This is a genomic window from Pseudomonas sp. TMW22090, from assembly GCF_022496665.1.
In the GTDB taxonomy this organism is placed as follows: Bacteria; Pseudomonadota; Gammaproteobacteria; order Pseudomonadales; family Pseudomonadaceae; genus Aquipseudomonas; species Aquipseudomonas gregormendelii.
In genome coordinates, this window is the sequence record NZ_SCFH01000008.1 from 78,747 (window position 1) to 92,151 (window position 13,405).

Consider the following 13,405-nt stretch of genomic DNA (forward strand, 5'->3'; position numbering starts at 1 on the left):
GCAAAAATAGGGAAACTCAACCGGCAAACAAAGGCTCGGGGCAACCGGCCACATCGACCTCTACCGAGAACAGGCAACCTGACAGCGGCCAGGTCGCCAACTCCTCTGCACTGCGGTTTTCCCGAGAACTGGTGATGTACAGCGTGCGCAGGTCCGGGCCGCCAAAAGCAACCATGGTCGGCCATCGGGTGGGGACACGAATTTCATCGAGTTGGGTGCCATCCGGTGCCAATCGCAGGATGCGGCCGCCGTCGAACTGCGCACTCCAGTAGCACCCTTCACTGTCGAATGCGGCGCCGTCCGGACGCCCGCCCGGGCCGCGTTCGAAGGTGCGAACAGTCTGCCGGGGCCCCGGCTGGCCCTGGCCATCCAGGGGGTAGCGATACAGCACATGATTGGGTGTGTCGCTGTGGTACATCCAGGCCCGATCAGGACTGAAGGCCAGGCCGTTGGACACCATGACGTCGTGCGCCATGACTTGCGCATTCATGTCCTCATCGATGCGCATCAGGACGGCGCCATTGCGGTCCCGGGGTTGCCAGATAGTCCCGGCCCAGAAACGCCCCCAGGGATCGACTCGACCATCGTTGAAACGACTGTCTGCGGGCCCGCAGGGGTTGTCCGCAAGCTTGCGGCCCAGTGTTCCGTCCTCGCCCAGCAAGTAGATGCCAGTGCGCAGGGCAACGATGAAGCCGCCTTGCCGACGCAGGCCGAAACAGCCCAGGTGCTCGCCCAGCGTCAGGCTGGTCACTCCTCCGGTTTGCGGGTCCAGCCGATGCAATTGGCCGGCGAGAATATCGGCCCAATACAGCACCTGCTCCCGGACCGACCACACCGGGCATTCGCCCAGTTCACTGACTTGATCGACCACGCATTTGACGGTGTAACTCATACTATTGCTCCTGATCCATCCAGCCTGATGCTCATGCGCAGGGTGCGCGTCATGTTCTGCCCGGGGCCCAATACAACGATGCCGTGGGCCTGGGGCACAGGCAGGTTGATGGCGTTGTTCAAGTGACTGACCGGTTCGACCGCAATGAAATCCTGGGGTGCCGGTGGCGTAAAAACCACCAGGTGATCCAGCCCTTCCTGCGCGGTCATCTCGACGCCGACCCCGGCTTGCGGCCAATGCACTGAAGCCTGGCGATGCCAGCCTTCGAAACAGTTGTCCAGGCCGACGTGACCCAGCGCCCGACGCCGGGCAAAGTCCCACTGTGGCGGCACCGGCAGGCGTTCATGGGGCAACGAGTCGCTACCGTTGAGCCATACCGCCGATGCGGCAAATGACAGCTCGACCCCCTGGTGCCGGGGGAAATACGGATGCCAACCCAAACCGGCCGGCATTGGCTTGCGACTGGCATTACGCAACGTCATCGACAGGGAAACCCCCTGTTCATCAAGGCTGACATATTGATCGACCTCAAACGCAAATGGCCAATCCTCGCCGCCCTCGCTGGCAGGATCATGGGACAGACGCAGGTGGCATTCACGGCTGGTGCAATCAACCACCTGCCACTCTCGCTGCCATCCCACGCCATGCAGCGGATGAGCATGCTCGCCGAAATTGCGTGGCAATTGATATTCGTGCCCGCCGCACTGGAAGCGCCCTCCTGCGATGCGGTTCGAATAGGGCACCAGCGGATAGCACGCTGAGCGGCGAACGTTGGGGGTGCAATCCCACGGCCGCAACAGCGCAAAATCCCGGTGCCGCAGACCGGCCAGGGAACCGCCCAGTTGTGGCAGTACGTCGAGCTGCAGGTCGCCGCTGTGCAGACGAAGCATGTTCATGGGTGGCGCCTTTTTCCAACTGTTCATCAATGCTCAGAATCCCCAACGGATACCTGCTGTCATGGCCCACGGGTCGTACCCCTTGGGTACGCTTGGGTAGCTTTCACTCAACAGCGCAAACCCCTGTCCGGAGTCGGCATTATTCTCGATGTGAGACACGTAGGTGTAGAGCTGGGTATTGGTATTAAGCGAATACAGGTAGCCCGCGTGAGTGGCCCAGGCTCGCGCGCCCTCGGCTTCGATACGGTGCGAGACGCCAAGCGTGATGTCACCGGGGCCGAAAGTGATGCGTGCGTTGACCATCTGCGCAGAGGCGAACCAGCGTACGTCGGTATCGCGTTCGGAGTAGACGTAGTTCGCGCCCCACAGCACTCCACCGAGCCGCACGGTGCCGGAGAGCACGTGGGTGTTTTGCCGATACAACTCACCGGTCGTGAGCGAGGGAGCCGAATCGTGCTGGTTGAAGCCGTAGCCCAGCCTTGTATCACCATCGCGATAGCGCAGGTTGAAGCCGCTGGTGCGGTTCTGATCCGGACCGTTTTCAATACTGGAATTACCGTAGGAATACCCCAGTTCGCTGGAGAACCCATGGACCTCCGGAGTGCGGTAGCGCACGGTGGTGTCATAGAAGCCACCGGTGCCACTTTTGCCCAGGGTCGTGGTGTGTTCCAGGCTCATGATCGAGGCCATGTTGGACAGGCCATACATCGCCACGTCCGAATCAAGGAACACCCAGTAGATCGGCATGTACAGGCTGCCCATGTCGACCGAACCGAATGGCCCGGTCACCCCTGCACCATAACCACGGTTGGTGGAGATCCTGCCCTCGTTGTAGCCGGTGCGCCAGATGTTGCGCAGCACCAGGCCGCGCTCACCGAACGCCCGCACGCCATAGCCGCTGTTCCCCAGTGCGTAGTCGATCTTCAGGCCAATTCGCGACGCCTGCAGGTTGCCGTCCGAGACCATGGTATGACCCGGGTGATCGTCGGTGAACTTGCCGCCCTGCAGCGACAGATCAAGAATCCCGTAAGGGTTGATGCTCAGGTTTCCAGCCTTGAAGACCAATGGTGAGGCCGCATCGGCAGGGTTTCCCAGGAGGGTGCAGGTCATGGCAAAAGCAGCAAAAACGTAATTTTTATTATTCAAGTTCGCTTACTCGGGTACAGGTATTGGCGATCTCAAGGCGCAGGGAGGCCCGACGCCTCCCGAGAAGGAGGCGCACAGGGCGCCGTGTACCGGGAAAGGATTCAACTCACAGAGCGAAGCCCGCCAGGGTTTCGAAGGTCGCCTGCCAGCGACTGCCGACGCGGATGAACACCGGAGGCTGACCCAGCGGCGCTGCAACCGTCACGCGCTGGCCGCCGGCATATCGCTCGCCACTCCACAGGTGCTGCCATTGATCGCCACGAGGCAGATAGGCCGCCCACTCGCGCTGACCTTCGGCGTGCACGGGCGCCACAAGCAGGTCTTTGCCGTACAGGTATTGATCCTGGATCGAATAGGTCTCGGGATCCTGCTCGTAGTGCAGGAACAGCGGACGCTGCAGCGGCAACCCGCTGGCCTCGGCTTCATCCACCAGGCTTTGCAGGTACGGACGCAGGCCGACATACAGTCGGGTCATGCGGGCGAAGTGCGCGTAAGTGTCGGCGTCCTGCCAGAACTGCAGGTTCTGGTCCGGGCGATTGCCTTCATGGGTACGCATCACCGGAGTGAACGCCGCCATCTCGGCCCAGCGCTGGAACAGTTCGCCGGTGCGGCAATTGTCGTAGAGGCTGGTGTAGCCGCCGATATCACTGTGGTGATAGGCATTGCCGAGCAAACCCGAGGACAGCGCACCACAGATGACCGTCTGCAATCCGTCATGGCGGCTGAAGTCTACTGACTGGTCCCCCGCCCACAGCAATGGGCAATGACGTTGCACGCCGCTGTAGCCGGCCCGCATGAAGAACAGTGCATCGCCGGTCTTGCCCGCGTTGGCAATGGCCCGTGCGTTGACCTCGGCCCAGCGCACTGGCCAGGCGTTGTGCTCGAGCATCGGGTCGGCATCGCCGGCCAGTTTCAGGTCGATGGGCAGGTACTCGCCGAAGTCGGCCATCCAGCCGGACAAGCCCTTGTCGAGCATCTCGCGCCGCAGGATTCGCTCTTCAAACCACTGCGCCGCTGCCGGCAAGGTGAAGTCGACCACGCCACACAGGAACTCGCCGAAGTCCACCAGATAGGTGCCGCCTTCGACTCGCGTGGCCAGGTAACCGGCTTCCTGCGCTTCCTGAAACAACGGACCGTCGTTGCACAGGTACGGGTTCACGTAGCCCATGAACCGGATGTCCTGTGCTTCAAGGCTGGCCACCCAGGCGGCGTGATCGGGGTAGCGCGTGCTGTTCCACTGCCAGTCCCAGAACAGGCGTTTGCCAAAGGAGGTGATGCGCAGGCCTTCCCAGTCCTCGCACCACAAAGCGCTCACCGCGACGCCCTGGTCGAGCGCATCGTCGAGACGCGCCTGGGCGTGTTCGCGGCCGTTCTTCAAGCCCAGAATCGCCCCTTTCATCACCCATGCCGGCAGGCGCGGCTGGCGACCGAAATGGCTCGATACCTGGCTGACCAGTTGCACGAAGTCATCGGCCAGGAGGAATTCGAACGCCTCGGGCACCGCCCAGAACTGCAGTTCATGAAATTGTTGATGGCGGAAATCAAAATCGGCGTAGGCCGTGGTCACCGCATGCAGGCAGTAGCGCTGGGAGGAAATGTAGGTCGGCTGCGGATAGTTGGTGTGGTAGTAGTCGCCGCCGGCATTGGCTTCGTTGTCCGCTTGCAGGGTGAGCCAGGTCGACTTGTCCCGGCCGACTCCGGGCTCCGAGGTCCAGAGCGGAAAATTGCGCCCGCGCAGGTCGAAATACGACATCTGCTCGCCGCAACCCCAGACATGCTCATCCGCTGCTGCCGGTACCCGCAACCACAGGCGGTTGATGCCCGCATCAATGTTCAGTGGCACCAGGCGCAACACGTTGTCCTGCACTTGCAGGCTCAGGCTGAGCAGCACCGGGCCGTCGACCCAGGCGCGCAAATCCAGGCGCGCTGCGGCCTGGTCTAACCAGGCGTGACGCAAGGCCAGCCGTTCCTGGACATAGTCACGGATGGAGAAGTTGCCGCGCTGCATGCTGATGTCCGCCTCGCCCTGGCCGACGAAGATCGCCGGGTTGCGCTCGCTGTGACAGAACAACACGCGGCCATCGACCACCAGGCGGATATCACCCTCGGTCTGGACGAAAGCGGCAGTGGCGAGTGAAGTTGAAGACGTCATCAGGATTGCACCTCGCAGGTTGGCAGGGAGGATTTGGCATCAGGTTCGCGCTGGCGCCAGCGACGGCGAACCACGCTGATGGCCGCCAGCGCCGCGACCCACACCGTCGCCAACAACGGCACGAACCAACTGCTCGGCCCGGCCGCACTGGCCACTCCCAGCGGAGAAAAAGTCAGGTAGATCGAGACCAGTGCGGCCAGCAGCACGATGCTGAAGCTGCCCGCATGGCGCCATGGCGTCAGGTCCATGATCCGGCTTGAGGTCTGCACCACGTAAGGTTCGGCCCGGGCGTAGCGGTTGCGCAAGGCGATCAGGATCAGCATCTCGATGGCGAACATGATCCCCATCACATGGATAAAACTGATGCCCAGGCGCACGTCGATTTTCAGGCCCAGCACGAATACCGCGTAGCACAAGGCGTGCAGGCCCAGCACCAGCTTGGCCGGGAACGCACCGCCACGGGCATTGAAGAACCCGAACAGCATGATGGCGATGATCGGCATGTTGAAAAACCCGGTGAAGCGGCGCAGCACCGCGTAGATGCCTTCCGGCGCATACATCAGCATCGGCGCCACGACCAGCGACACCAGGGCGGCGAGGATGCTCACGCGCTTGCCGAAGCGCACCAGCGCCTGATCATCGGCCAGGGGCCGCAGCGGCTTGTAGAAATCGTAGGTGAGCAAGGTCGCCGTGCCGTTGATGATCGCGTTGAAGTGACTCATCACAGTGCCGAAGATCACGGCCACGAAGAACCCCTTCATCCACCAGGGCATCAACACCGACACCAGCGCCGGATAAGCCATGTCGGAGTTCGACAGCGGCTGATCGCGGAACAGGTGCCAGGCGATGACACCCGGCATCAGCATGGCCAGCGGCACGAGCAGTTTCAGGCAGCCGGACAACAGCACGCCCTTCTGCCCTTCAGCGAGGTTTTTCGCCGCCATGCTCTTCTGCACGATCGCCTGGTTGGTGCACCAGTAAAACAGGTTGGCAACAATCATCCCGGTGAAAATCGCGCCAAACGGCACCTTGTCCTGCGGGCCGCCGATGGCATTCAGCTTCTCGGGCGAGTCCTGCATGATCGTCTGCGCGCCGGACAGTACATCGCCCTGGCCGAGGGTCCACAGGCCAATGATCGGGATCAGGATGACCACGACCAGCAGGCCGATGCCGTTGATGGTGTCCGACACCGCTACCGCGCGCAGGCCGCCCAGTACCGCGTACGCCGCGCCAATCACCCCGGTGCTGACGATCAGCAGCGAGATGGTGGCCGGGTAGGACCAGCCGAGAATGCCTTGCAGGTCGAAAATCTGGTTGAAGGTGATTGCCCCCAGGTACAGCGACGCCGGGTTCAAGACCAGCGTGTAGGTGGCAACCATCAGCGCGCTGACCACGCGACGGGTGGTGACGTCGTAGCGCTTTTCAATGAACTCCGGCAGCGTCGAAAAACCTCCACGCATGTAGCGCGGCAAAAAGAACAACGCCAGGGCGATGGTCGAGACGGCCGCAGTGGCCTCCCACGCCATCGAGCTCAGGTTGTGGGCATAGGAGTCACCGTTGAGGCCGATCAACTGGTCGATGGACAGGTTGGTGAGCATCATCGAGCCGGCGATAAACCAACCGTTGAGCCCACCGCTGGCCATGAAGTAGCCGTGGGCACCGACATCCTTGGCCTTGCGCGTGAAGGACCAGGAAATGGCGGCCACCAGGCCGGTAAAGAACAGCATGCTAAGGAAGGTGAACAGGGACGTATTCATTTTTTATAGTTGTTCTCCAACACGGGTTGGGTAGACGCTCGGATAAAATCGCAGCGCTGCTAAATGGTACGCGCCGAGCATAAACCAAGGAAAATCGTAGCGCTACGATTTTTCCTTCGTTTTACGCGCATTTTTGTTCGCATTCGAATTTTGCCGAGCTGGCATGCTCGTGATTGACTTGAAAGCGCCCTGCTTTCATTCTCTTGGACTTTTGCACCCGAGGAAACAGATGAGCGACTTACCGGCAACCATCGCCAACGGCAATCCGGGCCGTCGCAAAGGCAATCGCGTGACCATGGACGAAGTCGCCGAGCGGGCTAACGTCTCGCCCAGCACCGTTTCACTGTTCCTGCGCGATCCTGACGCTGTCTCCAGCAAGCGTGCCGAGCGCATCCGCGAAGCCATCGCCGAGACCGGCTACACCATCAATCGCCTGGCGGGCGCCCTGGCCGCGTCCCACAGCCGCACTGTAGCGGTCATCGTGCCTTCGATGATCAACGCGTTTTTCTCGGAGACCCTGCAAGCCATGCAGGACGTGTTCGAAGCGCGGGGCTATCAGCTGCTGATCAGCAACAGCAACTACGACCCCGACCGTGAACTGGAACTGCTGCGGGCCCATTTATCCTGGTCCCCTGCGGCACTGGTGCTCACCGGTAACCAGCATCAAGCCGCTCGTTCGCTGCTCGAAGCCACCGGCATCCCGGTGGCGCAAATGTGGGAACTGGGTGACGAGCCGTTTCATCTGCAGGTCGGGTTCTTCCACGAAGATGTCGGCGCGGCGCTCGCCGAGCACCTGTACCAATGCGGTGTGCGCCGCTTCACCTATGTCGGCTCACGCATGCACCTTGACCATCGCGCGCAAAAACGTGCCGAGGGCTTCCGTGCCTGGCTGGAAAAAAAGGGTTGCACGGCGACGATTATCGCCCTGGAAGAGAGTACTTCCGAGGTGGTGTTGACCCAGGTGTTCGACCAGTTGGCCAAGACTGCAGATCAGCCTCAGGGCTTGTGCTGCTCCAACGATGTGCTGGCGATCGGCGCGCTGTTCGAAGCCCGTCGTCGCGGCATCGATGTGCCCGGCCAGCTTGCGATTGCCGGTTTCGGCGACCTGCCCCTGAGTAAGCTCAGCGCGCCGCGCCTGACCACCGTGCGCCCGTACCCGATGGAGATCGGTCGGACGGTCGCCACTCGCCTGCTGCAGTGGATCGAAACCGGCACCCTGCCCGCCGAGCCGGAAACCGTGGACCTGGGGTTCGAGCTGATCGTGCGCGAGAGCACCTGCGCAGTGCCAGATTGATGCAGGCGGCACACAGCCGCCCGCATCGCTTGCAGCCTGCGCTGTCAGCGATTGACGCCACCCAGGCACACGTACTTGATTTCCAGGTAGTCCTCGATGCCGTAGCGTGATCCTTCGCGGCCCAGGCCTGACTGCTTGACCCCACCGAAAGGCGCCATCTCATTGGCGATGGCCGCCGTATTGACGCCGACCATGCCGTACTCCAGCTCTTCACTGACGCGCATCACCCGCCCGATGTCGCGGGTGTAGAAGTAGCTGGCCAAGCCAAACTCGGTGTCGTTGGCCCGCTCGATGACCTCTTCTTCGGTGCTGAAGCGGAACAACGGCGCCAACGGGCCAAATGTCTCTTCCTGGGCGACCTTCATGGCAGCGGTCACACCGGTCAGTACGGTGGGTTCGAAGAAGCTGCCACCCAACGCCGCACGCTGCCCGCCGGTGACCAACCGGGCGCCTTTTTCCAAGGCATCGCCGATGTGCTCTTCGACCTTGCGCACGGCCGCCTCGTCGATCATCGGTCCTTGGGTGACGCCCTGCTCCAGGCCATTGCCCAATACCAGTTTTTGCGCGGCAGCGGCGAGCTTTTCGGCGAATTGATCGTAGACGCTGTCCTGCACGTAGATTCGGTTGGCGCACACGCAGGTCTGCCCGGCATTACGGAACTTGGACAGCATTGCGCCCTCGACGGCCTCGTCCAGATCGGCATCATCGAAAACAATGAACGGCGCATTGCCGCCCAACTCCATGGAGACTTTCTTCACCGTGTCGGCGCATTGCCCGATCAACAGCCGACCCACCGGAGTCGAACCGGTAAAGCTGAATTTGCGCACCAGTGGATGCCGCGTCAGCACGCCGCCAATCCGAGTCGCGCTACCGGTCACGACGCTGAATACCCCGGCCGGGATACCCGCACGCTCCGCCAGTGCCGCGAGCGCCAGGGCCGACAACGGCGTCTGGCTGGCCGGACGCAGAACCATGGCACAACCGGCGGCCAGCGCCGGCGCGACCTTGCGGGTGATCATCGCGTGGGGGAAATTCCACGGCGTGATGGCCGCCGTCACGCCGATAGGTTCCTTGGTGACCAGAATGCGCTTGTCCGCCGACGGCTGCGGGACGGTGTCGCCGTAGACCCGCTTGGCTTCCTCGGCGAACCACTGCACGAACGAGGTGCCGTTGGCCAGTTCGCCGCGGGCTTCGGCCAATGGCTTACCCTGCTCGGCAGTGAGGATCAGCGCGAGGTCATCGAGGTTGTCCTGCATCAGGCTGTACCAGGCCTGCAGCAACTCGGAGCGCTCCTTGGCGGTCTTGCGCTTCCACTGCTTGAATGCCTTGTGTGCGGCAATCACGGCCCGCTCGGCTTCGGCCTCACCCATTTGCGGCACCCTGGCGATCAACTCGCCGGTGGCCGGGTTGGTGACATCGAAAGTCACACCGCTGTCGGCACCGACCCATTGCCCGTCGATATAAGCCAACTGTTTGAAGAGCGAAGAATCCTTGAGGTTGAGCATGAGGTTCGAACTCCTGTGCAGATCGGAAAAAACCGGATCAATGAATCGGTGGCTCGGGCACGACTTCCCCGGCTTGCAGGAAATCGAAGTCGCAGCCTTCGTTGGCCTGGGTCACGTGCTGCTGATACAGCGCCGCGAAAGAACGGCCGTATTGGCGATGAACCGGCACGTGCGCAGCGCGTCGGCGAGCCAGCTCTTCATCGCTGACGCGCATGTTCAGGGTGCCGGCGTCGATATCCAGGTCGATGATGTCGCCGCTGCGCACCAGGCACAGCGGCCCACCCACCGCCGCTTCCGGCGCGACGTGCAGCACACAGCTGCCGTAGTGGGTGCCGCTCATGCGTGAGTCGGAAATGCGCAGCATGTCGCGCACCCCGGCTTCCAGCAGCTTTTTCGGGATTGGCAGATTGCCCCACTCGGGCATGCCTGGCGCGCCGACAGGCCCGGCATTGCGCAGCACCAGCACGGTGTCCGCGGTGATTTGCAGCGCCGGGTCGTCGATCATTCGGCTCAGGGTTTCGTGGTCGTCGAACACCAGCGCCGGCCCGGAATGCTTGCGCAATGCAGGGCTGGCGGCAGAAGACTTCATCACCGCGCCATCGGGGCACAGGTTGCCGCGCAGCAGTGCCAGCGTAGCGCCCTGGTCGAGGCCCACCACAGGGTTATCGAGGCTGCGGATAATATCGTTGTCGTAGCACTTGGCATCGGCCAGCAACGCGTCCCACGTTTGCCCGGTGGCCCCGGCGCAATCGAGCGCCAGGAACGGCGTGATCTCGCGCATCAGTGCCCGCAGGCCGCCGGCGAAGTGGTAGTCCTCCATCAGTGCATTGCCGGACGGGAACAAATTCAGCAGCACGGGGATTTTGGCCGCCGTCTCGGCCAGTTGCTCCAGCGTCAGGTCGATGCCGGCACGACGGGCGATGGCAATCAGGTGAATGGCCGCATTGGTCGAGCCACCCATGGCCATGTAAACCGCCACGCCATTGGCGAAGTGCGCAGGGGTCAGCCAGGTGGATGGCCGGCGGTCGCGCCAGATCAAATCGACAATGGTCTCGCCACACTGCGAAGCCATGCGCGGATGCCCCGCATCAGCTGCCGGTATGCTCGATGCACCCGGCAGGGTGAAGCCGATGGCATCGGCGATGCTGGTCATGGTCGACGCGGTGCCCACGGTGTTGCAGGTGCCGATCGAGCGGGTCATGGCGCCTTCCAGTTCTTCCCAGGCCACCGTATCGATCAGCCCCAGGCGGCGCTCGTCCCAGAACTTCTTCGTATGGGTCCCCGCGCCGGTCTTCACCCCACGCCATTGGCCATTTGACATTGGCCCGGCAGGGCAATAGAGAATCGGCAGGTCCATGCTCAGGGCCCCCATCAACAAGCCGGGCGTGGACTTGTCACAGCCGCCGAGCAGCACCGCACCATCGATGGGCAGGGAGCGCAGCAGCTCTTCGGTTTCCATGGCCAACAGGTTGCGATACAACATGGTGGTCGGCTTGACCATCACCTCGCCCACCGACTGCACCGGCAGCTCCACCGGAAATCCGCCTGCTGCCCAAACACCGCGCTTGACCGCTTCGGCACGTTCGCGCAGGTGCGAATGACAGGGTGACAACTCGCTCCAGGTGTTGAGGATGGCGACCACCGGCTTGCCCATGAATTCCTCGCGTCGCAACCCGATCTGCTGCATGCGCTGGCGATGGGCAAAGGCGCGGATGGTGTCCGGAGCGAACCAGCGCTGGCTGCGTAGCTCTTCCAGTTTTTTGTGTTTATCTGACATGAAATGGCTTCCGCTTGACTCTAAAAGGCCGTCTCCCAGATGGGTCTCGACGGTGTCGGTGATTGTTTAAAAGTGGATGGACAGCAACGGCCGCATGACCAGGCTCACCCCTGCCAGCAGCAACAGGACGAAGACGCCGATGCGCAACGTTCGTGCCTTGATCGCGGGTGGCCGGCGACGCATGTACCAGGTCAGGGCGAACACCACGGGCGCCGCTTCCAGAGCCAGGTAACCCGCACTCACGTCAAGACGCCCGGCGTAAGACTGCAGGCCCAATCGCAACAAGGCGTTCAGCGCAAACACCACGATCAGGGTGTCGCGCACCACCTGCGCCGCCAGTGGCTGGCGATACAGCTGATAGACCAGGGGCGGACCGGCGCTGGAGAACAACCCGCCCATGACCCCGGACAACCCGGCGAACCCGCTGAAACTGAGCCATCCGGAAAGACGCTCGAGGTGGCGCGACCGAACCACCAGCAGGAAGCTGCACAGCACGATGGTCAACCCCAGCACCAACTGCAGCAAATCCCGCTCATGCGCCCCCAACAGGCCCAGCAATTCAACCCCTGCAAACACGCCGAGCAGGCTGCACCCGAGGATTAGCGCCAGCAGCTTCGGCGCCAGGGCCGGGCGACGGCGCAGCAAAACAAAGGCGTTGATCAACGTCAGGATCGAGCTGACATTGGCGACGGTTTCCACCGGCGCCAGCTGCAACAATCCGGTGAGCCCCAACAGCAACAGGCCGAAGGCAAAACCCGTGGTGTTCTGCGCAAACGTGGCCAGTGCCACACAGAGCACAAACCCCACATGTGACCAGACGCTCATCATTTACAGGCTGTCTCGAACAGGCCAGGGGCCCGACAGGTCGGGGAATTTGCAACTGCCATGAGTACTCCTGAGGGCCAGACTGCGGGTGATTTTCACCGGTTCCTGAAGTCGCCCGGCTTGAGGTCAATCAATACGGCGTGGTGACCGCAACGGGCGCCTGATGAGCCTTCAGGACCGTGAGGAACTCGTTGGCCTTCTTCATCATCATCGCCAGGTCGGACGCCACTGCGGCGAAGGCATACCCCTGCTCCAGATAACTTTGAACCAGTTCAGGCGTGCCGCCGACTATCCCCATCGGCATGCCGACGCGCCTGGCGCGCACGATCGCATCGCTGATCATCGCCTGAACCTCTGGATGCCCCGGATTACCGATGTGACCGCACGCTGCGGACAGATCGCCCGGACCAAGGAACAGCGCATCGACCCCGGCAATCGCGGCAATTTCTTCAAGGTTCGCCAGCGCGGTTGGCGTTTCGATCTGCAGGATGCAAGTCACTGCGTCGTTGGCTTCCTTGCCGTAGTTGGCCCAGGTGCCATAGCGGCTGGCACGGTGCACAGCGGCAAAACCGCGGGTGCCCAACGGTGGATACTTCACCGCGTTGACGGCCGCCTGCGCCTGCTCGGCGTTCTCCACGAACGGCACCATGACGTTGAACGAACCCAGGTCGAGTGCTCGCTTGAGCAACACCGGGTCATTGGCGGCAACCCGCACGATCGGCTGGGCGCCCCCGCAGTGAATGGCCTGGAGGATTTGCCACAGATCGCGAAATTCGATGGGCACGTGTTCCATGTCGACCAATAGCCAGTCAAAACCGGCGTAACCCAGGGCTTCGGCGGTGCTTGCAGACCCGGACATCAGCCAGGTGCCAATGGGAGCGCTGGGGCCGTTCAGGCGGCCGGCAAAGGTCTGGGTTGAGTGTACGTCGGACATGGCGTGCCTCCGGTTTCAGATGGGGTTGCGGCGCTACTCGCGGTGCTTGAAAGCAAAATCGCAGCGCTGCAAATTAGGACTGAAAGCATATTCCAGAAATAATCGCAGCGCTACGATTTTTACTTATGGTTGTTGATTGAGTGTTTAGGGAGTGGATTGAGGGACAAAAAAAATGGAATTGTCTGGTTGGCCGTTCGGTCAAGAATTACGTAACGCAGTAATTTCTG

At 62.1% G+C, this 13,405-nt stretch carries 10 protein-coding genes; 1 reads left to right on the forward strand and 9 read right to left on the reverse strand.

Going from position 1 to position 13,405, the window contains the following annotated elements; genetic code table 11:
- Positions 1-16: 16 nt before the first annotated feature.
- The 5 genes from EQV97_RS21595 to EQV97_RS21615 all read right to left on the reverse strand — a co-directional run bounded on the left by EQV97_RS21595 (position 17) and on the right by EQV97_RS21615 (position 6,843).
- A complete protein-coding gene (locus EQV97_RS21595) occupies positions 17-892 on the reverse strand; it encodes a 6-deoxy-6-sulfogluconolactonase (protein ID WP_240889809.1) in 876 nt (291 codons plus the stop codon).
- Complete coding sequence (locus tag EQV97_RS21600) at positions 889-1,788, reverse strand: aldose 1-epimerase (protein WP_240889811.1); 900 nt, start codon at positions 1,786-1,788, stop codon at positions 889-891. Before EQV97_RS21600 ends, EQV97_RS21595 begins: the two co-directional genes overlap by 4 nt.
- A 33-nt stretch (positions 1,789-1,821) precedes the next feature.
- Positions 1,822-2,898 carry a porin gene (locus EQV97_RS21605; RefSeq protein WP_122838418.1) on the reverse strand — a complete coding sequence of 359 codons (1,077 nt, stop codon included), beginning with the start codon at positions 2,896-2,898 and terminating at the stop codon, positions 1,822-1,824.
- A gap of 142 nt (positions 2,899-3,040) precedes the next feature.
- A complete protein-coding gene (locus EQV97_RS21610) occupies positions 3,041-5,086 on the reverse strand; it encodes an alpha-glucosidase (RefSeq protein ID WP_240889813.1) in 2,046 nt (681 codons plus the stop codon).
- Positions 5,086-6,843, reverse strand: coding sequence for a solute:sodium symporter family transporter (locus tag EQV97_RS21615; RefSeq protein WP_045060488.1), 1,758 nt, complete (start codon positions 6,841-6,843; stop codon positions 5,086-5,088). The genes EQV97_RS21610 and EQV97_RS21615 overlap by 1 nt, the downstream gene beginning before the upstream one ends.
- A gap of 229 nt (positions 6,844-7,072) precedes the next feature.
- Between EQV97_RS21615 and EQV97_RS21620 the strand changes: the two genes are divergently transcribed.
- Complete coding sequence (locus EQV97_RS21620; protein ID WP_240889815.1) at positions 7,073-8,137, forward strand: LacI family DNA-binding transcriptional regulator; 1,065 nt, start codon at positions 7,073-7,075, stop codon at positions 8,135-8,137.
- Between the two features lie 44 nt (positions 8,138-8,181).
- On the opposite strand, the gene EQV97_RS21625 is transcribed toward EQV97_RS21620, so the two are convergent.
- The 4 genes from EQV97_RS21625 to EQV97_RS21640 form a co-directional block, all read right to left on the reverse strand.
- The gene (locus tag EQV97_RS21625) at positions 8,182-9,642 is read right to left on the reverse strand and encodes a 3-sulfolactaldehyde dehydrogenase (RefSeq protein WP_240889817.1); all 1,461 of its coding nucleotides are present in this window, start codon (positions 9,640-9,642) and stop codon (positions 8,182-8,184) included.
- 37 nt (positions 9,643-9,679) lie between these two features.
- Positions 9,680-11,419 carry a 6-deoxy-6-sulfo-D-gluconate dehydratase gene (locus EQV97_RS21630; RefSeq protein WP_122838414.1) on the reverse strand — a complete coding sequence of 580 codons (1,740 nt, stop codon included), beginning with the start codon at positions 11,417-11,419 and terminating at the stop codon, positions 9,680-9,682.
- Positions 11,420-11,485: 66 nt separating this feature from the next.
- Complete coding sequence (locus EQV97_RS21635) at positions 11,486-12,244, reverse strand: sulfite exporter TauE/SafE family protein (protein ID WP_240889820.1); 759 nt, start codon at positions 12,242-12,244, stop codon at positions 11,486-11,488.
- A gap of 130 nt (positions 12,245-12,374) precedes the next feature.
- On the reverse strand, positions 12,375-13,178 hold the full coding sequence (locus tag EQV97_RS21640; RefSeq protein WP_240889823.1) for an aldolase/citrate lyase family protein: 804 nt from the start codon (positions 13,176-13,178) through the stop codon (positions 12,375-12,377).
- Positions 13,179-13,405 lie beyond the last annotated feature (227 nt).